The organism is Cellulomonas jepli (assembly GCF_047229345.1).
GTDB lineage: Bacteria > Actinomycetota > Actinomycetes > Actinomycetales > Cellulomonadaceae > Cellulomonas_A.
In genome coordinates, this window is record NZ_JBFTER010000005.1 from 1 (window position 1) to 24496 (window position 24496).

22 protein-coding genes are annotated in these 24496 nt (G+C 74.3%); 14 read left to right on the forward strand and 8 right to left on the reverse strand.

Annotated features, from left to right (window positions below):
* Window positions 1-512: 512 nt before the first annotated feature.
* From AB6N24_RS02000 to AB6N24_RS02015, 4 genes are all read right to left on the reverse strand, one after another.
* Complete coding sequence (locus AB6N24_RS02000) at window positions 513-1526, reverse strand: iron-containing redox enzyme family protein (protein WP_412867760.1); 1014 nt, start codon at window positions 1524-1526, stop codon at window positions 513-515.
* Between the two features lie 125 nt (window positions 1527-1651).
* Window positions 1652-2275: an SRPBCC family protein gene (locus tag AB6N24_RS02005; protein WP_412867761.1), complete on the reverse strand. Its 624-nt coding sequence runs from the start codon at window positions 2273-2275 to the stop codon at window positions 1652-1654.
* The gene (locus AB6N24_RS02010; RefSeq protein ID WP_412867762.1) at window positions 2272-3444 is read right to left on the reverse strand and encodes a zinc-dependent alcohol dehydrogenase; all 1173 of its coding nucleotides are present in this window, start codon (window positions 3442-3444) and stop codon (window positions 2272-2274) included. The genes AB6N24_RS02005 and AB6N24_RS02010 overlap by 4 nt, the downstream gene beginning before the upstream one ends.
* Window positions 3445-3678: 234 nt before the next feature.
* Entirely contained in the window at window positions 3679-4221 is a 543-nt protein-coding gene (locus AB6N24_RS02015) for an SRPBCC family protein (RefSeq protein ID WP_412867763.1), read from the reverse strand.
* Between the two features lie 323 nt (window positions 4222-4544).
* Here AB6N24_RS02015 and AB6N24_RS02020 point away from each other — a divergent pair, with 323 nt between their 5' ends.
* Window positions 4545-5288: a hypothetical protein gene (locus AB6N24_RS02020; protein ID WP_412867764.1), complete on the forward strand. Its 744-nt coding sequence runs from the start codon at window positions 4545-4547 to the stop codon at window positions 5286-5288.
* A gap of 148 nt (window positions 5289-5436) precedes the next feature.
* Here the strand turns inward: AB6N24_RS02020 and AB6N24_RS02025 are convergent, their stop codons facing one another.
* Together AB6N24_RS02025 and AB6N24_RS02030 are read right to left on the reverse strand one after the other, a co-directional pair.
* Entirely contained in the window at window positions 5437-5610 is a 174-nt protein-coding gene (locus tag AB6N24_RS02025; RefSeq protein ID WP_412867765.1) for a CsbD family protein, read from the reverse strand.
* Window positions 5611-5677: 67 nt separating this feature from the next.
* On the reverse strand, window positions 5678-6073 hold the full coding sequence (locus tag AB6N24_RS02030; RefSeq protein ID WP_412867766.1) for a DUF6766 family protein: 396 nt from the start codon (window positions 6071-6073) through the stop codon (window positions 5678-5680).
* A 217-nt stretch (window positions 6074-6290) separates the two neighbouring features.
* Here AB6N24_RS02030 and AB6N24_RS02035 point away from each other — a divergent pair, with 217 nt between their 5' ends.
* The 5 genes from AB6N24_RS02035 (at window position 6291) to treZ (ending at window position 14113) form a co-directional block, all read left to right on the forward strand.
* Window positions 6291-6482, forward strand: coding sequence for a hypothetical protein (locus AB6N24_RS02035; RefSeq protein WP_412867767.1), 192 nt, complete (start codon window positions 6291-6293; stop codon window positions 6480-6482).
* A 117-nt stretch (window positions 6483-6599) separates the two neighbouring features.
* Window positions 6600-7514, forward strand: a complete 915-nt coding sequence (locus AB6N24_RS02040; RefSeq protein ID WP_412867768.1) for a D-hexose-6-phosphate mutarotase — start codon at window positions 6600-6602, stop codon at window positions 7512-7514.
* Between the two features lie 73 nt (window positions 7515-7587).
* Complete coding sequence (gene glgX, locus AB6N24_RS02045) at window positions 7588-9753, forward strand: glycogen debranching protein GlgX (RefSeq protein WP_412867769.1); 2166 nt, start codon at window positions 7588-7590, stop codon at window positions 9751-9753.
* Window positions 9750-12269 (forward strand): malto-oligosyltrehalose synthase, encoded by a 2520-nt coding sequence (gene treY / locus AB6N24_RS02050; protein WP_412867770.1) that lies wholly within the window; start codon window positions 9750-9752, stop codon window positions 12267-12269. Before glgX ends, treY begins: the two co-directional genes overlap by 4 nt.
* A gap of 2 nt (window positions 12270-12271) precedes the next feature.
* Complete coding sequence (gene treZ, locus AB6N24_RS02055; RefSeq protein ID WP_412867771.1) at window positions 12272-14113, forward strand: malto-oligosyltrehalose trehalohydrolase; 1842 nt, start codon at window positions 12272-12274, stop codon at window positions 14111-14113.
* 116 nt (window positions 14114-14229) lie between these two features.
* Here the strand turns inward: treZ and AB6N24_RS02060 are convergent, their stop codons facing one another.
* Window positions 14230-15252, reverse strand: coding sequence for a GNAT family N-acetyltransferase (locus tag AB6N24_RS02060; protein ID WP_412867772.1), 1023 nt, complete (start codon window positions 15250-15252; stop codon window positions 14230-14232).
* Between the two features lie 52 nt (window positions 15253-15304).
* Window positions 15305-16384 carry a cell division protein ZapE gene (gene zapE, locus AB6N24_RS02065; RefSeq protein ID WP_412867773.1) on the reverse strand — a complete coding sequence of 360 codons (1080 nt, stop codon included), beginning with the start codon at window positions 16382-16384 and terminating at the stop codon, window positions 15305-15307.
* A 387-nt stretch (window positions 16385-16771) separates the two neighbouring features.
* Between zapE and AB6N24_RS02070 the strand changes: the two genes are divergently transcribed.
* Genes AB6N24_RS02070 through AB6N24_RS02105 form a run of 8 tightly spaced genes read left to right on the forward strand, consistent with a single transcriptional unit; the run spans window position 16772 to window position 24486 of the window.
* A complete protein-coding gene (locus AB6N24_RS02070; RefSeq protein ID WP_412867774.1) occupies window positions 16772-18430 on the forward strand; it encodes a nitrite/sulfite reductase in 1659 nt (552 codons plus the stop codon).
* Complete coding sequence (locus AB6N24_RS02075) at window positions 18427-18585, forward strand: eL43 family ribosomal protein (RefSeq protein ID WP_412867775.1); 159 nt, start codon at window positions 18427-18429, stop codon at window positions 18583-18585. The genes AB6N24_RS02070 and AB6N24_RS02075 overlap by 4 nt, the downstream gene beginning before the upstream one ends.
* Complete coding sequence (locus tag AB6N24_RS02080) at window positions 18582-19286, forward strand: phosphoadenylyl-sulfate reductase (RefSeq protein ID WP_412867776.1); 705 nt, start codon at window positions 18582-18584, stop codon at window positions 19284-19286. The genes AB6N24_RS02075 and AB6N24_RS02080 overlap by 4 nt, the downstream gene beginning before the upstream one ends.
* Window positions 19283-20230: a sulfate adenylyltransferase subunit CysD gene (gene cysD, locus AB6N24_RS02085; RefSeq protein WP_412867777.1), complete on the forward strand. Its 948-nt coding sequence runs from the start codon at window positions 19283-19285 to the stop codon at window positions 20228-20230. Before AB6N24_RS02080 ends, cysD begins: the two co-directional genes overlap by 4 nt.
* 11 nt (window positions 20231-20241) lie before the next feature.
* Complete coding sequence (locus AB6N24_RS02090; protein WP_412867778.1) at window positions 20242-21615, forward strand: sulfate adenylyltransferase subunit 1; 1374 nt, start codon at window positions 20242-20244, stop codon at window positions 21613-21615.
* 45 nt (window positions 21616-21660) lie between these two features.
* Entirely contained in the window at window positions 21661-22773 is a 1113-nt protein-coding gene (locus tag AB6N24_RS02095; RefSeq protein ID WP_412867779.1) for an ABC transporter substrate-binding protein, read from the forward strand.
* Window positions 22774-22775: 2 nt separating this feature from the next.
* Window positions 22776-23594 (forward strand): ABC transporter ATP-binding protein, encoded by an 819-nt coding sequence (locus AB6N24_RS02100; RefSeq protein ID WP_412867780.1) that lies wholly within the window; start codon window positions 22776-22778, stop codon window positions 23592-23594.
* Complete coding sequence (locus AB6N24_RS02105; protein WP_412867781.1) at window positions 23584-24486, forward strand: ABC transporter permease; 903 nt, start codon at window positions 23584-23586, stop codon at window positions 24484-24486. The genes AB6N24_RS02100 and AB6N24_RS02105 overlap by 11 nt, the downstream gene beginning before the upstream one ends.
* Window positions 24487-24496: the final 10 nt, after the last annotated feature.

Sequence of the window (24496 nt, forward strand, 5' to 3'; positions counted from 1 at the left end):
GGCTGCCCGAGGCTGTCGTACGCCTGCCGCACGCGCTGACCCGCGAAGTGCCGCGCGGTCGGCGGCCGCCGCGCCACGAGCACGTCGCGGGCGACCGCCTCCCGGCCGCCCGCGGCGCGCACGGTGCGCAGGAGCTCGAGGTTCTCGAACAGCACGTCGCCGTCGTAGCCGCCGGTGGCCAGGAGCGTCGAGCGGCGGACACCGAGCGCACGTCGTCGTCGGCGAGCACCACGTGCTCGTGACGCGCGAGCCGGACGCCCGTCATGACGCCCGCGACCTTGCCGTTGCAGCCCGGCCACGGGTCGGGGCGCTCGTGGCGCACGAGCCCGTGCCAGGCCCGCGCGTGCGCGGCGAGGAGCGGGGGCGGCGAGCCGTCGACGACGACGACCTCCTGCACGAGCCCGGTGAGCCCGCGCAGGTACGCGGTCAGCTCGTCGAGGTCGCCGTCGTCGGCCCAGCGCAGCGGGAGGACGTAGGTCAGGGCCAGGCGGTGAGGTCCCACGGCGCGGCCCTCATGCGGCGCGCAGGGACGAGCGGCCCGCCTGCCAGGCCGTCATGATGTGCTCGGCGACGGCGTCGTCGAGCGCGAGGCAGACCGCGGCGCCGAACAGGATGTCCGCGGTGAGCTCCGGCTCGTCGCGCGCCAGCCCGCCGGCCAGGTCGCGTCCCGCGATCTGCTCGTGCACGGCGTCCGCCTCGACGTGCTCGTCGAAGTACAGCGTCGTCTCCGGCCCGTGGCCGTGGCGGCGGAAGCCGTTGCCGTAGAAGCGGTTGGGCAGCGACGACGTCATCTCGAACGCCGCGAGGTGCCCGGCGACGGCGCCGCGAAGGCGCCGGTGCAGCCCGAACAGCGACATCGCGTTGAGCGACGCGAGCGTGATCGCGGGGAGCTCCTCGACGTACCGGCCGTAGGCGTCGTCGAGCCCGAGCCCGCGCATCGTCTGCGCGAACAGGGCGGCGTGCATGCGCTCGGGGTCACCGCCGCCGTACTCGTCGGCCTGGATCTCGACGAGCGCCGCCTTGGGGCCTCCGGACAGCCGAGGGACGGCCCACGTGTGCGGGTCGGCCTCCTTGAGCTGGTAGAGCGAGCGCTGCACGAGCAGCTCACGGAGCTGGCCCTCGGAGGCCTTCTTGCCGACGTACCGGGCGAGGCCGGGGCCGGTCTCCGCGGCCGCCATCGTGAACAGCGTCTCGGCGACGCCCGCCTGGTCGAGGCCGTGCGCGTCGGGCACCTTGACGCGCTCGCGCAGCTCGGTCTCGAACGCGTCCTCGAGGCGCCGGCGGGCGCGCAGGAGGCCCGGCTCCCACTCCCAGCGGTCGTCGACGTCCTCGAAGCCGCGGTAGTGCAGCTCGTACAGGCAGAACAGCGCGAGCTGGACGTCGTCGTCCTCGAGCAGGTCGGTCGACGCCGCGAGCGCGTCCGCGACGGGGAGCGCCGGCGCGGGGTCGTCGTCGCCGGGGACGGGTCCGCGCAGCAGCGGGACGAGGGCGGAGCTCAGCGGTCCACGGGGGGTGGGGAGGATCATGTGCGGGGCACCTCGTCTGAGCCGGTGGGCTCGCGGGGGAAGGTCCGCGGCGCCTGCCTGGCCGCGGTCACGGGGTCATACCGGACAAGCGTGCACCGCCCCCTGCTGCCCCGCATCCGGTGGCGTCAGCCGGCTCCGGGCCTCTCACCTGCGGAAGCACCCGGCGAGCCGGCCGACGGCGCCCCGGCCGGCCCGTCCGGCGGGACGCCGTCGCCGCGCGCCCGGCCCTCGGCGATCAGGGCGAGGCGGTGCAGCGCCTCCTTGTTGCGCGGGACGATCGCGGCCTTGCGCAGCGCGCGCGGGACGAGCGTGCCCGGGCCCTTGACGGCGTCCTCGGCGAGCACGACACGGCACGACGCGGGCCCGTCGGGCCGGACGTCGATGACCACGCGCGCCTCCCCGAGCGGCCAGCCGTGGGCCTGCAGCTCGAGGCGTCCGCGGGGGTCCCAGCGGCGGGAGACGGTCTTGTCGTTGATCACGAACGGCCACACCCCCGCCGAGTGGTGGATCGCCGCGCCCGGCTCGGGCCAGTGCGCGTCGACCTCGCGGATGCGCGACGCGCCCACGACCCAGCCGGCGTACAGCCAGCCGTCCTCCAGGACCTGGACGACGACCTCCGCGGCGCAGCCGACCCGCCGCTCCACGACGGCCATGCCGCCGCTGAGCGGACCGGACCGGGTGTGCGTCTCGCGGGCCCCGTGCGTCGTGCTGTCCGTCGTGGCGTCGCCGTCCCCGGCTGCGGCGCTCACGGCGTCATCACGATCTTGTTGCACCCGTCCTCCTTCTCGCGGAACATCTCGAAGCCCCGGGGGGCCTCGTCGAGCGTCATGCGGTGGCTGATCACGAAGCTCGGGTCGATCTCGCCGGCGACGATCCGGTCGAGCAGCGGCTGCATGTACCGGTGCGTGTGGCACTGGCCCGAGCGCAGGGTCAGCGAGCGGTTGACGACGGCGCCCATCGGGAACTTGTCGACGAACCCGCCGTACACCCCGACGACCGACACGACGCCGCCGTTGCGCACGTTGAGCACCGCGTCGCGCAGTGCCCCGGCGCGGTCCGGCTCGAGCTTCACGGCCTGCATGACCTTGTCGTAGGCGTTGATCGCGCCGACGTGGTGGTGCGCCTCCATGCCGACCGCGTCGATCACGGCGTCGGGGCCGCGGCCCGCGGTGATGTCGAGGAGCGCCTCCTTGACGTCCTGCTCCTCGTAGTTGACCGGGATGGCCCCGGCCTTCTCCTGCGCGATCCGCAGCCGGTAGTCGAAGCGGTCGATGATGACGACCTTGCCGGCGCCGAGCAGGTAGGCGCTCGCGGCGGCGAGCTGGCCGATGGGCCCGGCGCCCCAGACCGCGACGACGTCGCCGGGGCTGATGTCGCACATCTCGGCGCCCATGTAGGCGGTCGGGAAGATGTCGGAGAGGAAGAGCACCTGCTCGTCGGTCAGGTCGTGCTCGATCTTGAGCGGGCCGACGTCCGCGAACGGCACGCGCACGTACTCGGCCTGCCCCCCGGCGAACCCGCCGAGCATGTGGGAGTACCCGAAGATCCCCGCGGGCGAGTAGCCCATGACCTTCTCCGCCATGCCGGCGTTCGGGTTGGAGTTCTCGCACAGGGAGTAGTTGCGCCGCACGCACTGCGTGCAGGCCCCGCACGAGATCGGGAACGGCACGACGACGCGGTCCCCGACGCGCAGGTTCCCGACGGCGCTGCCGACCTCGACGACCTCGCCCATGAACTCGTGCCCGACGACGTCGCCCTTCTCCATCGTCGGGATGAACCCGCCGTACATGTGCAGGTCGGACCCGCAGATCGCGGTCGACGTGACCTTCACGATCGCGTCCCGCGGGCTGAGGATCTGCGGGTCGGGGACCTCCCCGACCTCGACGACTCCCTTGCCCATCCACCTGTTCGCGCGCATCTCGTCCCTCTCGTCGTCGGCTGCGGTCCACGCGGTGTGTCCGCGGGCTCTCGCGTCCCGGTCCGTCCCCCTCGGGGCGGGCGGCTGCGCCGCCCGCGGGGTGCTCCTCGTGCCTGCTGGTCGCGGTGCTCGTCGTGCTCGTCGTGCCGGCCGTGCTCGTCGTCGCCGGGTCGCGCGTCGCCGCCGGGTGACGGGCGGCCCGTGGCCGCCGCAGCCTCCGGAGCGGCCGCCCGGTCAGCCTGCGCCGACCGCGCCCTCGGGGGTCTGCTCGACGGGCTCCGCGGTGCGCTGCCGCACCTGGTTGCCCGCCCGCGTCCCGCCGGGGCTGCCCTCGGACCGCATGATGTCGCCCGTCTCGAGGACCTGCTTGAAGCGGCGCAGGTCGTCCTCGACCTGCTGGCGCGGCTGTTCCCCGAAGAGCCGGGCGACGAGCTCGCCGACCTTGCCGCCGGGTGCCTGGTAGTCGATCTCGACGCGTACCTCGGTGCCCTGGTCGCCGGGCGCCTCGGTGAAGCGCACGCTGCCGGAGTTCTCGACGTCGGCGCTGCCGACCGACTCCCAGCGCAGCACGCGCGGCGGGTCCGCCTCGACCACGCGCGCGTCCCACTCGACGTGCGTGCCGACGGGGCCCGAGACGCGCCAGTGCGACGTGCCGTCGGGCGCGACGGTGACCTGCTCGACGTGCGCCATGAAGCGCGGGAGGTTCGTGAAGTCGGACCAGTACGCGTACACCTCGTCGAGGGGTCGGCGCACGGTGATCGCGGCGTGGACGCTCATGGGGCCTCCTGTCACCGGCGACGCGAGCATGTCGCCGGGGTGCGGGTTCCGTGACCGGTCGGTCGCGGTCCGGGTCGGGCGGGACGGTCGGGCGTGGACCGGGCGCGGGCCCGGTTCCCACCGGGCACGGCTCGACCGGGTCCCGGAGACGCGGACGTCTCCTGGACACCGAGCCTGCGCCCGAACGGCGGCCCCGGCAATCGGAACGCCTGCTCACCGGGCCCGCCGGCCGTCCCCGGCGTCGCGACGACCTCCCCCACCCGGGCAGCGCCGGGGCGGGAGCCGGACGTGCGTCCGACCCCCACGCGGGCGACGATCGGGGGATGCGCCGCCTCCCCCACGCCGACCACGACACCCACCCCGCCCCCGTGCCGCGCGCGCCCGTCGGCACGTCGCTGGCGGGCACGGCGCTGGGCACGCTCACCCGGGCCGTCACGGCGCTGCGCGGCGCACGCCCGCTGCACCCGGACGGTGCGACTCTCCGGGCGACCGTCGTCCGGCACGGCTCGTCGCGACCGACCGGGGCCCAGTGGCTCGACGAGCCGGGGACCGACCGCGGCATCGCCCGCCTGTCCCGGTCGGGCGGTGTGCCGGCACCCCTCCCCGACGTGCAGGGCCTCGCGCTGCGGCTCGACGGCGTGGACGGCCCCTCGGACCTGCTCCTGTCGACCACGGGGCTCGGGCGCGTCAGCCGCTTCCTGCTGACGCCCCACCGTGCCCCCTCGGGCGGGGCGTACGGCAGTCTCCTGCCGTACCGGACGCCGTCCGGCCCCGTCCTGCTCGTCGCCGCTCCCGGGCCCCGCGTGCTGCCCTCCCACCCGGACGCGCTCGCGCGCGAGCTGGCCGGCGATCCCTGGCGCCTGCGGCTCGGCCACGCGACGCCGACGGGACGCTGGCACGAGTTCGGCGAGCTCGTGGTCGGCGGACCCGCGCAGGCGACCGTGGACTCGGTGCTGCGCTTCGACGCGGTCCTGCACCCGCTGCCGGGCCTGGCTCTCGCGCCCTGGGCGGCGCGGCTGCGCGAGCCGTCGTACGCGGCGGCGCGCTCGCACCACCTGACGGGCTGACCCGAGGATCCCGGCCCCGGACGCCGTCCGGGGCGCCCGTGCATCAGTACCTGACCTGCTCTCCCGTGCTCCGCGCCCCGTGCCCGTGCACGACGACGGGCCGGCCGCTCCGTGGGGAGCGACCGGCCCGGGTGTCGTGCGGGCGGCGTCAGTTCTTGAAGACGTCCTTGATCTTCTCGCCGGCCTGCTTCACGTCGGCCTTCGTCTGGTCCGTGCGGCCCTCGGCCTCGAGGTCACGGTCACCGCTCGCGCGACCCGCCGCCTCCTTGCCCTTGCCCTGCAGCTCTTCCGCCGCGTTCCCGATCTTGTCGTCGAGTCCCATGACGAACCTCCTCCGGTCGTGTCCCTCGACCGTACGAGCGTGCTGGTGAGACCGCCACCGGAGGGCGTCAGACCGACGAGTCGGCGGCGTGCTGCTCCTCGCGGTACTCGAGCTCGGCGGGGTCGATCCCGCGGTCGACGAGCAGCCGGTCGATCTTCGCCTCGAGCCGCTCGTCGCCCTCCTTGGACTGCGAGGAGTCCCAGAAGTAGAACAGCGCGAGCCCGGCGGCCTGCCAGACGAGCTGGAGGAACTCCGACTGCCAGTTCTCGAACGTCGAGGACAGGAACTGGGGCCAGAACTGCTCCCAGGCGAACGTCGACCCGTGCTCCGCCGCGTCGTTGCGCGCCTCGATCAGCTGGAACACGGGCTGACCGGCCCAGGACAGAACGAACAGCGCACCTGTGACGATCCCGAACGAGTACGCGGTGAAGAACCGCGGACGCCCCTCCCGCTGGGTAGCCATCGAACCTACCTCGTGGTGAGCGCCGTCCACCGCCCCCCACGACGGCTGGTCCGTCCAGCGTGGCCCCGGCCGCAGCCCCGCGCACGCCGAGGACCCGGACGCATCAGGGCAGGCCGGCGCGGCTCCTCCCAGGACGAGGACCAGCAGAGCGGAGCACCACCGTGGACCGACGCACACGCACCGCCCGGGCCGACGCCGACGCCGCGCGGGCCGGACGATGAGCGACCTCGACGGCAGCCCGCTGACGGGCGACCCGCGCTCCGCGGACGTCCTCGCCCTCGTCGCCGCGATCCGTCCCGTACGCCCTCTCGCGGCTCACCTCGCGTCCACGCCGGGCCCCGGGAGCCCCGAGCGCTCCGGCGAGCCCGAGCCGCCCGGCGACGCCCGGCGGTGCGACGGCCCTCGGTAGGGGCGGTCCGACGGCCCTCGGTAGGGTGGCCGCACGACCCGGCGCGGCTCGCGTCGACGTCGGTGCACCGGCGCCCGCGAGCGCCGGTCGCCCTCGCCCGGCCCGCTGAGGAGCGCCATGCCTGCCCTTCCCGCCCTGCCCGCGTCGGTCCGGCTCGCCGACGGCCGCGGCGGCCTCGCGTGCGTGCTGGTCGAGACGCCGCACGCGACGGCCGAGGTGTACCTGCACGGCGCGCACGTGACGGCGTGGCAGCCGAGCGGCCACGCGCCGGTGCTGTGGACGAGCGCGGCGAGCCGCTTCGAGGCGGGCTCCCCCATCCGTGGTGGGGTGCCGATCTGCTTCCCGTGGTTCGGCCCGCACCCCGAGGTCACGGACGCACCGGCGCACGGCTGGGCGCGCACGACGGCCTGGGAGCTGCGGGGGGCGGCGGAGGACGCGTCGGGCGCCGTGACGCTCGAGCTGGCGCTCGCGGACTCGGACGCCACGCGCGCGTCGGCGTGGCCGCACCGGTTCGCTGCCGCCTACCGGGTCACCGTGGGCCGGACTCTGCAGCTCGAGCTCGCGGTCACGAACCACGACGACGTGCTCGTGACGCTGACGGACGCGCTGCACACGTACCTCGCCGTCGGTGACGTGCGCGGCGTGGCCGTCGAGGGCCTCGAGGGCGCGTCGTACGTCGACAAGGCGCCGGCCGACGGAGGGCCGGCGGACGCGCGCCAGGGCGACGAGCCGGTGCGCTTCACCGCGGAGGCCGACCGGGTGTACGCGAGCACGGCGACGGTCCGCGTGGTGGACGCCGGTCTCGGCCGGACCGTGACCGTCGCCAAGGACGGGTCGCGCTCGACCGTCGTGTGGAACCCGTGGGTCGGCAAGGCCCGCGCCCTGGCCGACCTCGGGGACGACGAGTGGCTCGGCATGGTGTGCGTCGAGGCCGCGAACGTCGGCGAGGCGGCGGTGACCCTGGACCCGGGCGCGACGCACCGGCTGACGCAGTCCCTGGTCGTGGCCGCCGCGCCGGGCGCCCCGGCGTGACGCTCGTCACCTGAGCAGGCGACCAGGTCGTCCCGGGAGGCGGACCCCGCACGCTCCCTGGCACTCTGGGCAGATGCGCATCTGGCCCGGTCGTCCCTATCCCCTCGGTGCCACGTTCGACGGCACCGGCACCAACTTCGCCCTGTTCTCCGGTGTCGCGGAGCGCGTGGAGCTGTGCCTGTTCGACCCCGACGGGACCGAGACCCGCGTCGACCTGCCCGAGGTCGACGCGTTCGTCTGGCACGGCTACATCCCCGCGCTGCAGCCCGGTCAGCGGTACGGCTTCCGCGTGCACGGGCCCTACGACCCGGCGCAGGGCCACCGCTGCAACCCCAACAAGCTGCTGCTCGACCCGTACGCCAAGGCCATCGACGGGCAGATCGACGGCGACCCGTCGCTGTTCTCCTACCAGTTCGGCGACCCGGACAGCCGCAACGACGACGACTCCGCCGGGCACACCATGACGTCGGTCGTCGTGAACCCGTTCTTCGACTGGGGCCACGACCACCCGCCGCAGCACGAGTACCACGACTCGATCATCTACGAGGCGCACGTGCGCGGGCTGACGATGCAGCACCCGGGCGTCCCGGAGGAGCTCCGCGGGACGTACGCGGGCCTCGCGCACCCGGCGATCGTCGAGCACCTCACGAGCCTCGGGGTCACCGCGATCGAGCTCATGCCCGTGCACCAGTTCGTCAACGACCCGGTGCTCGTGGAGAAGGGCCTGTCGAACTACTGGGGCTACAACACGATCGGCTTCTTCGCGCCGCACAACGGCTTCGCGGCGTACGGCGGCGAGGGCCAGCAGGTCCAGGAGTTCAAGTCGATGGTCAAGGCGCTGCACGCCGCGAACATCGAGGTCATCCTCGACGTGGTCTACAACCACACCGCCGAGGGGAACCACCTGGGCCCGACGCTGTCGTTCCGCGGCATCGACAACGCGAGCTACTACCGGCTCGTCGACGAGGACCCGGCGCACTACTTCGACACCACGGGCACCGGGAACTCGCTGCTCATGCGCTCGCCGCACGTGCTGCAGCTCATCATGGACTCGCTGCGCTACTGGGTCACCGAGATGCACGTGGACGGGTTCCGGTTCGACCTCGCGGCGACCCTGGCCCGCCAGTTCCACGAGGTCGACCGCCTCTCGGCGTTCTTCGACATCGTCCAGCAGGACCCGGTCATCTCCCAGGTCAAGCTCATCGCCGAGCCGTGGGACCTGGGCGACGGCGGGTACCAGGTCGGCGGGTTCCCCCCGCTGTGGTCGGAGTGGAACGGCAAGTACCGCGACACGGTGCGCGACTTCTGGCGCGGCGAGCCGTCGACGCTCGCGGAGTTCGCGAGCCGGCTGTCGGGCTCGTCGGACCTGTACGAGCACACGGGCCGCCGCCCGATCGCGTCGGTCAACTTCGTGATCGCGCACGACGGCTTCACGCTCGCCGACCTCGTCTCCTACAACGAGAAGCACAACGCGGCGAACGGCGAGGACAACAACGACGGCGAGAGCCACAACCGCTCGTGGAACTGCGGGGTCGAGGGTCCGACGGACGACCCGGAGGTCCTCAAGCTCCGGGGTCGCCAGCAGCGCAACGTCCTCGCGACGCTGCTGTTCTCCCAGGGCGTGCCCATGCTCGCGCACGGCGACGAGCTCGGGCGCACGCAGCAGGGCAACAACAACGTCTACTGCCAGGACAACGAGCTGTCGTGGGTCGACTGGGAGCTCGACGAGTCCCGTGAGGCGCTGCTCGAGTTCACGCGCCAGGTCGTGCACCTGCGCCGGGACCACCCGGTGCTGCGCCGGCGCCGGTTCTTCGAGGGCTCCGCGGAGCACGGCGGCGAGTCGGACCTGCACGACATCGCCTGGTTCGCGCCCGACGGCACGCACATGCGCGACGACGCCTGGCACGCCGAGCAGGCGCGCTCCGTCATGGTCTTCCTCAACGGGGAGGGCATCGAGGAGCCGGACCTGCGCGGGGAGCCGATCGTCGACGACAGCTTCCTCGTGCTGTACAACGCCCAGCCCACGAGGACGACGTTCACGCTGCCCCCGCTCGAGTACGGCGAGGAGTGGACGGCGGTGCTCGACACGGACACGACCGTGCAGCAGGGCGACACGTTCAAGGCGGGCGCGACGCTCGAGACCGAGCAGCGCTCGCTCGTCATGCTGACCCGGCCCCCGACGGCGCACGCGCGCACGGTCGCCGGGACGCCCGCGGCGGCACCCGGGGCGGGCGCGTGAGCGAGTCGTCACGCCCCGGGACCCCGGCGCGCCGGCTCGTCGGCGAGGGTCACCCGGTCCCGGTCTCGACGTACCGGGTCCAGCTCGGCGAGGACCTCACGCTCGACGACGTCGCGCAGCGGGTGCCCTACCTGGCGGCGCTCGGGGTCACGCACGTGTACCTGTCGCCGATCCTGCGCGCGGCGCCGGGCTCGACGCACGGGTACGACGTCGTCGACCACGACGAGGTCTCCCCCGTGCTCGGCGGCCTGCCGGCGCTGCGCCGGCTCGCGGACACCGCGCACGGCGCCGGGCTCGGGCTCGTGCTCGACATCGTGCCCAACCACATGGCCGTCCCGACGCCGGTGTGGCACAACCGCGCGCTGTGGTCGGTGCTCGTCGACGGGCCCGAGTCGCCGTTCGCGGCGTGGTTCGACGTCGACTGGGCCTCGGGCGACGGCGCGGTGCTCATGCCGGTGCTCGGCGACCGGATCGGGGCGGTCCTCGCGCGCGACGAGCTCGCGCTCGACGAGGTCGAGGTGCCCGGCACCGAGGGCACGACGACGGTCCTGCGCTACTTCGACCACGTCTTCCCGGTGCGCGCCGGCACCGAGGCCCTGCCGCTCGCAGAGCTGCTCGAGCGCCAGCACTACCGGCTCGCGTACTGGCGCGTCGCGGACGAGGAGCTCAACTACCGGCGGTTCTTCGACGTGGGGACGCTCGCGGCGATCCGCGTCGAGGACCCCGAGGTCTTCGACGCGACCCACCGGCTCATCCTCGAGCTCGTGGCCGACGGCACGCTCGACGGGCTGCGGATCGACCACCCGGACGGCCTGGCCGACCCCGCGGGCTACCTGGCCCGGCTGCGCGAGCGCACCGACGGGGCGTGGGTCGTCGTCGAGAAGATCCTCCAGGGCGAGGAGGAGGTCCCGAACGACTGGGACACCGCGGGCACGACGGGGTACGAGGCGCTGTGGCGTATCCAGCAGACGTTCGTCGACCCGGGCGGCGCGGCCGTGCTCGGCGCGACCATGCACCGCCTGACGAACGACACGTCGGACTCGCTGCCCGCGATCGTCGACGAGGCCAAGCGCGAGGTCGTCGACGGCGCGCTGTACGCCGAGGTGTTCCGGCTCACCGAGCTCGCGGCGGCGATCTGCCGCGAGGACCTGCGCCTGCGCGACCACACGTGGCGCGCGCTGCAGGACTGCCTCGTCGAGCTGCTCGTCGCCTTCGACCGGTACCGCGCGTACGTCGTCCCGGGCGAGGCGGTGCACCCCGATTCGCTCGAGGCGATGGAGGCCGCCGCCGCGTCGGCGCGCGCCCGCCTGGCCCCCGAGCGCGCCGCGACGATGGACGTCCTCGTCGACCTGCTCCTGGGGCGGGAGGCCGGCAGCGCGGGCCGGACACGGACCCCGCGACGCGACGAGCTCGTCGTCCGCTTCCAGCAGACCTGCGGCGCGGTCATGGCCAAGGGCGTCGAGGACACCGCGTTCTACCGGTGGACGCACCTGACCGGGCTGACCGAGGTCGGCGGCGAGCCGGACCGCTTCGCGCTCACCCCGACCGAGCTCGCGACGTGGGCGGCCCGCGCGCAGACGCACACCCCGCTCGGGATGACGACGCTCTCGACGCACGACACCAAGCGCAGCGAGGACACGCGCAACCGCCTCGGCGTGCTCAGCGAGCTGCCCGTCGAGTGGTCGGCGCTCGTCGACCGGCTGCGCGCCGCGTCGGCGCCGTACCGCAGCGCGCTGCTCGACGGCCGCACCGAGAACCTGCTGTGGCAGACCCTCGCCGGGACGTGGACCCCGGACGGCCCGCTCTCGGCGGACCGGCTGACCGAGTACCTGACCAAGGCGATCCGCGAGGCCAAGAGCCGCACGACGTGGACCGAGCCCGACGCGGCGTACGAGGCGGCGGTGCTCGACATGGCACGGCGCGTGCTGACCGACGACACGTGCGTCGACCTGCTGGCGCACTGGGAGCACCGCACGCGCGGCGCGGTCCGGGCGGCGACGCTCGGCACGAAGCTCGTGCAGCTCACGCTCCCCGGGATCCCCGACGTCTACCAGGGCACCGAGGTGCCGTCGGTGGCGCTCGTCGACCCGGACAACCGCCGCCCCGTGGACGCCGTGGCGCTCGAGGCGCGGCTCGCGCGGCTCGACGAGGGCGCCGGGCCCCGCGACCTGGCCGACGAGAAGCTGCTCGTGACGTCGCGCGCCCTGCGCGTGCGCCGCGACCTGCCCGAGGCGTTCACGGGGCCGGAGGCCGGCTACCGGGCGCTCGCGCACTCCTCGGGCCACCTGGTGTCGTTCACCCGCACCGTCGACGGCGTCCCGCGGGTCGTGACGCTGGCCACGCGCCTCGGCGTCGGGCTCGAGCGGCTCGGCGGCTGGGCGGACCACACCGTCGCGCTGCCCGACGGCACGTGGCACGACGTGCTCACCGGGCACGAGGTCGCGGGCGGCGTCCAGGAGGTCGCCCCGCTGCTCGACCGCTTCCCCGTGGCGCTCCTGGTCCGATCGGAGGGATAGCCGTGCAGGCACGTGTGTGGGCACCGAAGGCGCGGGCCGTCGAGCTCGTGCTGGGCGAGGAGCGCCGGTCCATGACCCGCGCGGACGACGGGTGGTGGGCCGCCGACGGCGACCTCGCCCCCGGCACCGACTACGCGTTCGCGGTGGACCGGGGCGAGCCCGCCCCCGACCCGCGCAGCGCGTGGCAGCCCGTGGGCGTGCACGGCCCGAGCCGCGTGTTCGACGCCTCCGCGCACGCGTGGCGCGACACCGGCTGGTCCGGCGTCGACGTGCGCGGCGCCGTGGTCTACGAGCTGCACGTCGGCACGTTCACGCCCGAGGGCACCCTCGCGGCCGCCGCGCAGCGGCTCGAGCACCTCGTCTCGTTGGGCGTCGACGTCGTCGAGCTCATGCCGCTCGCCGCGTTCAACGGCGAGCACGGCTGGGGCTACGACGGCGTGGGCCTGTACAGCGTGCACGAGCCCTACGGCGGGCCGGCCGCGCTGCAGGACTTCGTCGACGAGGCCCACGCGCTCGGGCTCGCGGTGTGCCTCGACGTCGTGCACAACCACCTCGGGCCGTCGGGCAACTACCTCAGCGTGTTCGGGCCGTACTTCACCGACGCGCACCACACCCCGTGGGGCGCGGCGATCAACCTCGACGGCCGCGGCTCGCACGAGGTCCGCCGGTGGATCTGCGACAGCGCGCTGCGCTGGTTCGCCGACTTCCACGTCGACGCGCTGCGGCTCGACGCCGTGCACGCGCTCATCGACGACTCCCCGACGCACCTGCTGGGGCAGCTGTCCGACGAGGTCGCTCAGCTCCAGGAGCGCCTGGGCAGGCCGCTGTCGCTGATCGCCGAGACCGACCTCAACGACACCGTGTCCCTGACGCCGACGAGCCAGGGCGGCTGGGGCATGACGGCGCAGTGGGCCGACGACGTCCACCACGCCGTGCACGCGCTCGTGACCGGCGAGCGGCACGGGTACTACGTCGACTTCGGGACCCCCGAGGTGTTCCGCACCGCGCTCACCGAGGTGTTCGTGCACGCCGGGACGTTCTCGACGTTCCGGGGCCGCGAGTGGGGCCGTCCGGTGCCGCCCGGCACGGACGGGCACCGCTTCGTCGTCTTCGCCTCCGACCACGACCAGGTCGGCAACCGCGCGCTCGGCGACCGGCCGTCGGAGCGCCTCGACCCGGGCGCTCTCGCGGCCGAGGCGGCGCTCGTGCTGCTCTCGCCGTTCACCCCGATGCTGTTCATGGGCGAGGAGTGGGGCGCCCGCACGCCCTGGATGTACTTCACGGACCACCCCGAGCCGGACCTCGCGCAGGCCGTCCGCGAGGGCCGGCGCCGTGAGTTCGGCGGGCACGGCTGGACGGCGCTGTACGGCGGCGACGTCGAGGTGCCCGACCCGCAGGCCCCCGAGACCGTCGAGCGCAGCCGGCTCGACTGGTCCGAGCCGGCAAGCGAGCCGCACGCCGAGCTCCTCGACTGGTACCGCGAGCTCGTGGCGCTCCGGCGCAGCGACCCCGACCTGGCGTCCGGCGACCTCACCGCGACGTCGGTCCGGTTCGAGGGGGACGACGCCCCGGCCGCCGGGGCCGGGCACGACGCGTCGGACGAGCCCGCCGGACCGTGGGAGGGCTGGCTCGTCGTGCACCGCGGGGGCGCCCGGGTCGCGGTGAACCTCGCGCACACCGAGCGCACCGTCCCGCTCGGCGCGGGTGGGCCGTTCACCGTCGAGGCGTCGTGGTCGCCCGCGACGCTGCTCCCGCCGGACGACGAGGACCCCACGACGCGGCTCGTGCTGCCCGCGCGCGCCGTCGCGGTGCTCACGAGCTCCCCGGCGGAGCCGGTCGACTGAGTCGACGGCCAGTCGGGGCCGCCCCGGGGACGGACCCGTCGGTCGCCTCGCGGCTCTCGCGGCGGCCCCCGTCGGACGCGTGCTGCCACACCCGACGGCGCCCGCGCGGCTCCCGCTCAGCCCGCGTCGACGAGCAGGAGCGGGCCCTCGTCGGGCGTGGGGGCCTCGAACCCGTCCAGGTAGGCGCGGGCCAGCCGTGCAGGCACCGCGACGTCGTGCGGCCCCGAGCCCGTGCGCCCCGCGAGCCGGCGCAGGACCTCCGCACGCGGCGTCGTCAGGTGGTAGGTGACGGGCACGACGCCGAGCGGTGCGACGAGCGCGCGGTACGACGCCCGCGACGCGCGCGACCAGAACGAGGTGTCGACGACGACGTCCCGCCCGGCCCGGACGTGGGCGACGAGCCGCGCGCGCAGGACCCCGTGCACCTCCGCTGCGACCGGCCCGGGCAGCGGGTGGTCCCGGTGCCCGCGGCGCCACGCCTCCTCGTCGAACGACAGCCGCACGAACCCGTCGCGCTCGAGCCGCCCGGCGAGCGTGCTCTTGCCCGAGCCCGCCGGCCCGCAGACGAGCACGACCCGGGCGACGCGCCGCAGGGGCAGCGCGTGGTGGACGAGGCCGTCCGACCCCGGCCCGACCCGCACGAGCCCGGCGCGCACGAGGGCGTCGTCCTGCGCGACCCCCAGCGACGGCGCATTGTCCGCGTCGATCCGGAGCACCACGGTCCGCGCGTCCGTCGCCGCGCCGAGCCACGTGCACACGAGCCGGACGGCGCGCGCCGCGTACCCGCGCCCCCGGAACGCCGGGAACACGCCGTAGGCGACGTTGACCGTGCCGGGAGCCAGGTCCGGCAGCGCCAGGTGCGCCTCGACCATGCCCGCGAGGGCGGCCGTCGCGCGGTCCACGATCCCGAGGTTCCGCCGCGGCCCACCCTCGCGCCACTCGTGCTGGTTCCGCCCGATCCACTCCCGGGTGCGCGCGAGGTCGGACGGGTGACCGTCGTTGAGCCAGCGGACCTGGTCCGGGTCGTCCCCGTCGACCATCGCCCCGGCGTCGACGTCCTGCAGGCAGCGCAACGTCAGCAGGTCGTCGCCGAGCAGGACCTGTCCGCGCACGCCCGCGACGGCCTCGGTGACGGTCACGACCCCATGCTGCCCCAGCCGTGCACGGGCAGCCGAGCCGAATGCTGCGGCCCTAGACCGCGGCGGTCGTCCGGCCGACCTCCGCGAGCGCCCCGAGCCGTGACAGCGCCCGGTAGTACTTCTTGCGGTAGCCGCCGGCCAGCATCTCCGCGGAGAACAGCTCGCCGGCATGGCCGCCGCCGAGCAGCACGGGCACGTCGCGGTCGTAGAGCCGGTCGACGAGCACGACGAGCCGCAGCGCGACGTCCTGGCCCGGCACCGGCCGCACGCCGGTGAACCCGGCGAGCGTCACGCCGTCGAGGAGCGCGCCGTACCGGCTCGGGTGCACGGTCGCGAGGTGCTCGAGCAGCGCGTCGAACGCGTCGAGGCTCGCGCCGGGGACGCGTGACGCTGCGGCCCGGACCGCGGTGTCGTCGAGCGGCTCGGTGTCGGTCACGACGGCGCGGTGCCGGTAGTCCTCGCCGTCGACCCGCAGGACCTCGAAGCGGTCGGCGAGGGCCTGGATCTCGCGCAGGAAGTCCTCGGCGGCGAACCGGCCCTCGCCGAGCGACCCGGGCAGCGTGTTGGAGGTGGCCGCGAGCGCGACGCCGCGGTCGGCGAGCTCGCGCAGGAGCCGGGACATCAGGACGGTGTCGCCCGGGTCGTCGAGCTCGAACTCGTCGATGCAGACGAGCCGGCGCTGACCGAGCGCCTCGACGGTCGGCCCAAAGCCGAGGGCGCCGACGAGGTTGGTGTACTCGACGAAGGTGCCGAACGCGGCGTGCTCGCCGTGCTCCTTCGCGAGCGAGGCGAGCAGGTGGGTCTTGCCGACGCCGAAGCCGCCGTCGAGGTACACCGCGGGCGGGGCGGTGCGCCGCCCGGGCCTCCACCAGGGGCGGTCGGTGCGCGCGCCGATCTCCCCCGCGACCTCCCGCAGGCGGGCGAGCACCCGTGCCTGGCTCGCGTGCGCGGGGTCGGGCCGGTAGGTGTCGAAGGACTCGTCGGCGAAGTGGCGCGGCGGGACGAGCTCGGCGAGGAGCCGCTCGGTCGGGACGGAGGGCCTGCGGGAGGTGAGCCGCGTCACGCCGGCGCCCGCCGGTGCAGCGGGTGCCGGGTCGGCCGAGGGTGCGGTGTCGTGCGCCGGGGTGCTCATCGCTTCCAGCGTACGGCGGGCCGCGGCGGGTCGCCGCGCACGGCGGAGCCGCTGGTGAGGGCACAGGCGGGCGTCCCGGACGGCCGTCCTGGTCCGCATGACGACACCGGTCGTCCCGCATCGCGGCCATCACGTCTCACCTGCTGGTCACGCCCTCCCCTGATCGGGTTACGTCGGTCATCCTCGTCAGGTGCTGAAGTCGCCGATGTGTCCGTGCTGTCGCCCCTGTGGCGACGCTGCGGACGCGCGCACCTTCTGCTGCTGTCCGCGGATCGCCTGAGTCGACCCGTCCTTTTCTGTGCCGGGCGCTCGTCCCGTCCCGGCACCCCGGCCTCAACGGCGGCAGGACGTGGCCCGCGCGCCCACGATCCCCGGAGGTAGCGCCCGATGGCGCAGACTCGGATCGCCCCGCCGGCGACCAAGAACGAGGGCCAGTGGGCCTTCGACCAGCGTGAGCCGCTCAACGCGAACGAGCAGTTCAAGCAGGACGACGACGGCCTGAACGTCCGCCGGCGCATCGAGGAGGTCTACTCGCGCGAGGGCTTCGCCTCGATCCCCGGCCAGGACCTGCGCGGGCGCATGCGCTGGTGGGGCCTGTACACCCAGCGCAAGCCCGGCATCGACGGCGGCAAGACCGCCACGCTCGAGCCGCACGAGCTCGACGACGAGTACTTCATGCTCCGCGTCCGCTGCGACGGGGGGCGGCTCTCGCTGGCCCAGCTGCGCACGATCGGTGAGCTGTCCACCGAGTTCGGGCGCGGCACCGCCGACATCACCGACCGGCAGAACATCCAGCTGCACTGGGTCCGCATCGAGGACGTCCCGGAGATCTGGCGCCGCCTCGAGGCCGTCGGGCTCACGACCCAGGAGGCGTGCGGCGACGTGCCGCGCGTCATCCTCGGCTCCCCCGTCGCGGGCGTCGCGGCCGACGAGATCATCGACGGCACGCCGGCGATCGACATCATCCAGGGCCAGTACATCGGCGACCCGGCGTACTCGAACCTGCCGCGCAAGTTCAAGACCGCGATCAGCGGCTCGCCGCACCACGACGTCGTGCACGAGATCAACGACGTGTCGTTCGTGGGGGTCGTGCACCCCGAGCTCGGCCCCGGCTTCGACCTGTGGGTCGGCGGGGCGCTCGCGGCGAACCCGATGCTCGCCAAGCGCCTCGGGGCGTTCGTCCCGCTCGAGGACGTCCCCGACGTGTGGGCCGGCGTCGTCGGCATCTTCCGCGACTACGGCTACCGCCGCCTGCGCAACCGCGCCCGCCTGAAGTTCCTCATGGCGGACTGGGGGCCGGAGGTCTTCCGCGACGTCCTCGAGCAGGAGTACCTCGGCCGGCGGCTCGCCGACGGGCCCGAGCCCGCCGCTCCCCCGCTCGGGCGCCGCGACCACGTCGGTGTGCACCCGCAGGTCGACGGCCTGTTCTACGTCGGCGCCGCCCCGAGCGTCGGGCGGATCAGCGGACCGCTGCTGACGGAGGTCGCCGACCTCGTCGAGCGGGCCGGCAGCGGGCGGGTCCGGCTGACCGTCGAGCAGAAGCTGGTCGTGCTCGACGTCGCGGCCGAGCGGGTCGACGCGCTCGTCGACGGCCTCGAGGCGCTCGGTCTCCAGGTGCGCAGCGCGTCGACGTTCCGCCGCGGCACCATGGCGTGCACCGGGATCGAGTTCTGCAAGCTCGCGATCGTCGAGACCAAGGCGCGCGGCGCGGCGCTCGTCGACGAGCTCGAGCGCCGGCTGCCGACGTTCGAGCACCCGCTGACGATCAACCTCAACGGCTGCCCCAACTCGTGCGCCCGCATCCAGGTCGCCGACATCGGCCTCAAGGGCGCGCTCGCGGGCGGCGAGGAGGGCTACCAGGTCCACCTGGGCGGGAGCCTCGGCGTCGACAGCCACCTGGGCCGGACGCTGCGCGGGCTGCGGATCGCCGCGGAGGACCTGCCCGACTACGTCGAGCGCGTCGCGACCCGCTTCGACCACGCGCGCCTCGAGGGCGAGTCCTTCGCCGAGTGGGCGCTGCGCGCGGACGAGGCGGACCTCCGATGAGCGAGACCGACTCCGGGCACGTGACGCCGTACTACTGCCCGTTCTGCGCGGGCGAGGACCTGCGGCCGGCGGGGCCGCGCGGCGGCGAGTGGGAGTGCCGGGGGTGCACCCGGGTGTTCAGCGTGAAGTTCCTGGGACTGGTGGTGGGGTCATGAGCACGGTCGTGCACGACAAGGACGCACTGCGCACGCTCGCGGAGCGCGCCGGTGCCGAGCTCGAGGGCGCCCACCCGTTCGAGATCCTGGCCTGGGCGGGCGAGACGTTCGGCGGCGACCTCGTGGTCGCGTCGTCGATGGGCGACGAGGTGCTCGTGCACCTCGCGAGCCGCGCGGTGCCGGGCGTCGAGGTGATCTTCCTCGACACCGGGTACCACTTCGCGGAGACCATCGGGACGCGCGACGCCTTCGCCGAGACCACGGACATCCGGCTGCGCACGATCCTGCCGCTGCGCACCGTCGCGGAGCAGGACGCCGAGCACGGGCCGCGGCTGCACGACCGCGACCCGAACCTGTGCTGCGCGCTGCGCAAGGTCGAGCCGCTCGAGCGCGGGCTCGCGCCGTACGGCGCCTGGGTCACCGGGATGCGCCGCGAGGACGCCCCGACCCGCACCGACATCACGGTCGTCGGCTGGGACGCCAAGCGGGACAAGGTCAAGCTCAACCCGCTCGCCGCGTGGACGCAGGACCAGGTCGACGCGTACGCGACCGAGCACCAGGTCCTGCTGAACCCCCTGCGCCAGCTCGGCTACGCGTCGATCGGGTGCGCGCCCTGCACGCGGGCGGTCGCCCCGGGTGAGGACCCCCGCGCCGGGCGCTGGTCGGGGAAGGACAAGACGGAATGCGGGCTGCACACATGAGCACGGACGTGACCACGACAGCGCCGGCCCCGGCCGGTTCCGCCCTCGCGCGCCCCCTGACCCAGCTCGAGGCGCTCGAGTCCGAGGCGATCCACATCTTCCGCGAGGTCGCCGGGGAGTTCGAGCGCCCGGTGCTGCTGTTCAGCGGCGGCAAGGACTCGATCGTCATGCTGCACCTCGCGCGCAAGGCCTTCTGGCCCGCCGCGGTGCCGTTCGCCGTCATGCACGTCGACACCGGGCACAACTTCCCCGAGGTGATCGCCTACCGCGACGCCGTGGTGGCCGAGCACCGGCTGCGCCTCGTGGTCGCGAGCGTGCAGGACGCGATCGACTCGGGTGCCGTCCGGGAGCGCCCCGACGGCTCGCGCAACGCGCTCCAGACGGTCCCGCTGCTCGACGGCATCACCGCACACGGCTTCGACGCCGTGTTCGGCGGCGGGCGCCGCGACGAGGAGAAGGCCCGCGCCAAGGAGCGCGTGTTCAGCCTGCGCGACGAGTTCGGCCAGTGGGACCCGCGCCGCCAGCGCCCCGAGCTGTGGGACCTGTACAACGGCCGGCACGCGAAGGGCGAGCACGTGCGCGTGTTCCCGCTCTCGAACTGGACCGAGCTCGACGTGTGGCGCTACATCGAGCGCGAGGGCATCCCCCTGCCGGAGATCTACTACGCGCACGAGCGCGAGGTGTTCCAGCGCGACGGCATGTGGCTGGCGCCCGGGGACTGGGGCGGCCCGCGCGGCGACGAGGTCGTCGAGCGGCGCCGGGTCCGGTACCGCACGGTCGGCGACATGAGCTGCACCGGCGCGGTCGAGTCCGACGCCGTGACCGTCGCCGACGTGATCGCCGAGGTCGCCGTGAGCCGGCTCACCGAGCGCGGCGCGACGCGCGCCGACGACCGGGCGTCGGAGGCCGCGATGGAGGACCGCAAGCGCGAGGGCTACTTCTGATGGGGACGACGATGACGCAGCAGGACCACGACGAGCGCGCCGACCCCACGGCGGGGCTCGCGACCGGGCTCGGCGCCTCGACGCACCACGAGCGCGAGCTGCTCCGGCTCGCCACGGCCGGCTCCGTCGACGACGGGAAGAGCACGCTCATCGGGCGCCTGCTCTACGACACGAAGTCGGTGCTCGCCGACCAGCTCGCCGCCGTCGAGCGCGCCAGCCAGGCCCGCGGCGGCGAGGTCGTGGACCTCGCTCTGCTGACCGACGGCCTGCGCGCCGAGCGCGAGCAGGGCATCACGATCGACGTCGCCTACCGGTACTTCTCGACCGCGACGCGCGCGTTCGTGCTCGCGGACACCCCCGGCCACGTGCAGTACACCCGCAACATGGTCACGGGCGCCTCGACCGCCGAGCTGGCGATCGTGCTCGTCGACGCACGCAAGGGCGTGCTCGAGCAGACCCGACGGCACGCGACCATCGCGGCGCTGCTGGGCGTCCCGCACGTCGTGCTCGCGGTCAACAAGATGGACCTCGTCGGCTTCGACGAGGCGACGTTCACCGCGATCGCCGACGAGTTCACGCTCTACGCGGCGGGCCTCGGCGTGCACGACGTGCAGGCGATCCCGCTCTCGGCGCTCGCGGGCGACAACGTCGTGGACCGCTCGGGGCGCACGCCCTGGTACGCCGGGCCGACGCTGCTCGAGCACCTCGAGGCCGTCCCGGTCGACCGCGACCCGACGACCGAGCCGCTGCGCTTCCCGGTGCAGTACGTGATCCGGCCGCAGACGCCCGAGCACCCCGACTACCGCGGCTACGCGGGCCGGATCGCGTCGGGCGTCGTGCGGGTCGGCGACGACGTCGTGGTGCTGCCCTCGGGCAGGCGGACGAGCGTCGTCGGGATCGACACGTTCGACGGTGAGCTCGACGTCGCCCACGCGCCGCAGTCCGTCACGCTGCGCCTGGCCGACGACGTCGACATCTCCCGCGGCGACGTCCTCGCCCCGGCCGCGGACGCCCCCGTCACCGGCGCCGACCTGACCGGCACGCTGTGCTGGCTCGCGGACGCCCCGTCCGTGCCCGGCGCGCGCGTGCTCGTGCGCTCGGGGACCCGCACCGTGCGGGCGATCCTGCGCACCGTCGACTCGCGCCTGCACATCGACACCCTCACCGTCGAGCCGGGCGTCGACCGCCTCGAGCTCAACGACATCGGCACGGTGCAGCTGCGCCTCGCCGAGCCGATCGTGCTCGACGACTACGCCGAGCACCGCCGCACGGGCGCGTTCCTGCTCGTCGACCCCGCCGACGGCACGACGCTCGCGGCCGGGATGGTCGGCCCCTCGTCCGTCGTCGGGCTCGCCGGCGCGGAGGAGCGATGTCGCGCGCTCTGAGCTGAGCGCCCGCGTCATCCCCTCCCCCCGAAGGACACCTCTGTCATGACCGCCCTCCGTCGTCCTCGTCGTACCCATCGCACGACCCGCGCCCTCGTCGCGTCCGCCGCCCTCGTCGCCGTCCTCGCCGCGTGCTCCTCCGCGGGCGGCGCCGAGACGCCCGACGACTCCGCCGTGACCGCGGGCGGCGACGCCGAGGCCCCCGAGCTCCGGCTCGGGTACTTCGCGAACATCACGCACGCCACGCCCCTCGTCGGGGTCGCGGACGGCACGTTCGCCGAGGCGCTCGGCGACACCGAGCTGCGGACCGACATCTTCAACGCGGGCCCGGCGGCGGTCGAGGCGCTGTTCAGCGGTGGCCTCGACGCGACCTACATCGGCCCCAACCCGGCGATCAACGCGTTCGCGAAGTCCGACGGCGAGGCCATCCGCATCGTCGGCGGCGCGACCTCGGGCGGCGCCCAGCTCGTCGTCCGGGAGGGCATCGACGACGTCGAGGACCTGCGCGGCGCGGCGCTCGCGACGCCCCAGCTCGGCAACACCCAGGACGTCGCGCTGCGAGCCTGGCTGCTCGAGGAAGGCCTCAAGACGTCCGTGACCGGCGGCCAGAACGACGTCGAGATCACCCCGCAGGAGAACGCGCAGACGCTCGACCTGTTCAAGCAGGGCTCGCTCGACGGCGCGTGGCTGCCCGAGCCCTGGGCCTCGCGCCTCGTCCTCGAGGGCGGCGCGAAGGTCCTGCTCGACGAGAAGGAGCTGTGGCCCGAGGGCGACTACGTCACGACGCACCTCATCGTCCGCACGGAGTTCCTCGAGCAGTACCCCGGCACCGTCAAGAAGCTCCTCGAGGCGCAGGTCACCACCAACGAGTGGATCGCGGCGAACGCCGAGGAGGCGGCGACGGTCGCCAACACCGCGATCGGCGAGCTCACGGGCAAGCAGCTCGGGGAGGACGTCCTCGCGCGTGCCTGGCCGAACCTGCGCATCACGAACGACCCGGTCGCGTCCTCGCTCCAGCTCTCGGCGGACCACGCCGCGTCGGTGGGCGTCTCCGACGAGGTCGAGCTCGACGGCATCTACGACCTGTCCCTCCTCAACGCCGTCCTCACCGAGCGCGGCGAGACTGCCGTCTCGGCCGCCGGGCTCGGAACGGAGTAGCGATGACGAGCGTCTCGACCGCCGCGGCGGCCACCACCGCCTCCGCCGTGCCCACGGCGGGCACGGCGGCGCACACCGCGTCCGCCGCCGTCCGTCTGCTCGGCGTCACCAAGCACTTCGGCGACGCCAGCCGCCCACCCGTGCTCGACCGGATCGACCTCACCGTCGCCCCCGGCGAGTTCGTCTGCCTGCTCGGGGCCTCCGGGTGCGGCAAGTCGACGCTGCTGTCGCTCGTCGCCGGGCTCGATGCCCCGAGCGACGGCACGGTCGAGGTCCCCGACGGCCGGCCCGCGCTGATGTTCCAGGAGCCGGCGCTCTACCCCTGGCTCACCGCGGGCCAGAACATCGAGCTCGCGCTGCGGCTGCGCGGCGTCGGGCGCCAGGCCCGGCGGGCCGAGGCGGACCGGCTGCTCGCGCTCGTGCACCTCGAGGGCTCGCACGCCAAGCGCGTGCACGAGCTCTCGGGCGGCATGCGCCAGCGGGTCGCGCTCGCCCGGGCCCTCGCGCAGGAGGGCCGCGTCCTGCTCATGGACGAGCCGTTCGCGGCGCTCGACGCGATCACGCGCGACGTGATGCACGACGAGCTCACCCGGATCTGGCGCGAGACCGGGCTGTCGGTCGTCTTCGTGACCCACAACGTGCGCGAGGCGGTCCGGCTGGGGCAGCGCGTCGTGCTGCTCTCGTCGCGGCCCGGCCGCATCGTCCGCGAGTGGACCGTCGACCTGCCGCACCCGCGCCGGATCGAGGACTCCGGTGTCGCCGAGCTCTCGGTCGAGATCACCGACCACCTGCGACAGGAGATCTCCCGCCATGGCCGCTGACACGACGCGCACCGCGTCCCCCGGCCGCGTCGATGCCCGTGCCCTCGAGGCGGGCCTCGACGCGCTCGAGACCGCCGTCGTCGCCCCGCGGCGCAGCCGCTGGAGCACCGCCTGGTCGGCGTTCTGGCCGACCACGCTCGCGCTCGGGGTCTTCGTCGCCCTGTGGCAGCTCGTCTACCTCGCCGGGGTCAAGCCGGCGTACGCCCTCCCGGGCCCGGCGGACGTCGCCACGACGTTCGTCGGCATCCTCCAGGACGGCACCGCCCTCAAGGCCAGTGCGCTGAGCCTGCAGCGCGGTGGCGTCGGGTTCGTCGTGTCCGTCGTCATCGGGGTGGTCCTCGGGGTCGCGATGGCGACGATCCCGCTGCTGCGCCGGGCGATCGGCCCCATGATCACGGGCCTGCAGTCGCTCCCGTCGATCGCGTGGGTGCCGGCGGCGGTCATCTGGTTCGGGCTGAGCAACACCACGATCTTCGCGGTCGTGCTGCTCGGCGCCGTGCCGTCGATCGTCAACGGCCTGCTCACAGGGGTGGACCAGGTGCCGCCGCTGTTCCTGCGGGTCGGGCGCGTCCTCGGCGCCCGCGGCTGGGACCGGATCCGGTTCGTGCTGCTGCCCGCGGCGCTCCCCGGCTTCCTCGGGGGGCTCAAGCAGGGCTGGGCGTTCGCCTGGCGCTCGCTCATGGCGGCCGAGCTCATCACGAACGCCCCGCGCCTGGGCACCGGGCTCGGCCAGGTCCTCGACCTCGGGCGCACGCTGAGCGACATGTCGCTCGTGATCGCGGCGATCTTCCTCATCTTCGCCGTTGGCATCGCCATCGAGCTCCTGGTGTTCTCCCCGCTCGAGCGGCGCGTGCTGCACGCGCGAGGTTTGACCGGCCTGGCAGGCCAGTGACAGGGTCCGC

What these genes read in the sequence shown, in the direction of transcription:
- AB6N24_RS02000 (WP_412867760.1), bottom strand. Translation starts at nt 1,526, where the DNA reads ATGATCCTCCCCACCCCCCGTGGACCGCTGAGCTCCGCCCTCGTCCCG.
- AB6N24_RS02010 (WP_412867762.1), bottom strand. Translation starts at nt 3,444, where the DNA reads ATGCGCGCGAACAGGTGGATGGGCAAGGGAGTCGTCGAGGTCGGGGAG.
- AB6N24_RS02015 (WP_412867763.1), bottom strand. Translation starts at nt 4,221, where the DNA reads ATGAGCGTCCACGCCGCGATCACCGTGCGCCGACCCCTCGACGAGGTG.
- AB6N24_RS02020 (WP_412867764.1), top strand. Translation starts at nt 4,545, where the DNA reads ATGCGCCGCCTCCCCCACGCCGACCACGACACCCACCCCGCCCCCGTG.
- AB6N24_RS02025 (WP_412867765.1), bottom strand. Translation starts at nt 5,610, where the DNA reads ATGGGACTCGACGACAAGATCGGGAACGCGGCGGAAGAGCTGCAGGGC.
- AB6N24_RS02030 (WP_412867766.1), bottom strand. Translation starts at nt 6,073, where the DNA reads ATGGCTACCCAGCGGGAGGGGCGTCCGCGGTTCTTCACCGCGTACTCG.
- AB6N24_RS02035 (WP_412867767.1), top strand. Translation starts at nt 6,291, where the DNA reads ATGAGCGACCTCGACGGCAGCCCGCTGACGGGCGACCCGCGCTCCGCG.
- AB6N24_RS02040 (WP_412867768.1), top strand. Translation starts at nt 6,600, where the DNA reads ATGCCTGCCCTTCCCGCCCTGCCCGCGTCGGTCCGGCTCGCCGACGGC.
- glgX (WP_412867769.1), top strand. Translation starts at nt 7,588, where the DNA reads ATGCGCATCTGGCCCGGTCGTCCCTATCCCCTCGGTGCCACGTTCGAC.
- zapE (WP_412867773.1), bottom strand. Translation starts at nt 16,384, where the DNA reads ATGAGCACCCCGGCGCACGACACCGCACCCTCGGCCGACCCGGCACCC.
- AB6N24_RS02070 (WP_412867774.1), top strand. Translation starts at nt 16,772, where the DNA reads ATGGCGCAGACTCGGATCGCCCCGCCGGCGACCAAGAACGAGGGCCAG.
- AB6N24_RS02075 (WP_412867775.1), top strand. Translation starts at nt 18,427, where the DNA reads ATGAGCGAGACCGACTCCGGGCACGTGACGCCGTACTACTGCCCGTTC.
- AB6N24_RS02080 (WP_412867776.1), top strand. Translation starts at nt 18,582, where the DNA reads ATGAGCACGGTCGTGCACGACAAGGACGCACTGCGCACGCTCGCGGAG.
- cysD (WP_412867777.1), top strand. Translation starts at nt 19,283, where the DNA reads ATGAGCACGGACGTGACCACGACAGCGCCGGCCCCGGCCGGTTCCGCC.
- AB6N24_RS02090 (WP_412867778.1), top strand. Translation starts at nt 20,242, where the DNA reads ATGACGCAGCAGGACCACGACGAGCGCGCCGACCCCACGGCGGGGCTC.
- AB6N24_RS02095 (WP_412867779.1), top strand. Translation starts at nt 21,661, where the DNA reads ATGACCGCCCTCCGTCGTCCTCGTCGTACCCATCGCACGACCCGCGCC.
- AB6N24_RS02100 (WP_412867780.1), top strand. Translation starts at nt 22,776, where the DNA reads ATGACGAGCGTCTCGACCGCCGCGGCGGCCACCACCGCCTCCGCCGTG.
- AB6N24_RS02105 (WP_412867781.1), top strand. Translation starts at nt 23,584, where the DNA reads ATGGCCGCTGACACGACGCGCACCGCGTCCCCCGGCCGCGTCGATGCC.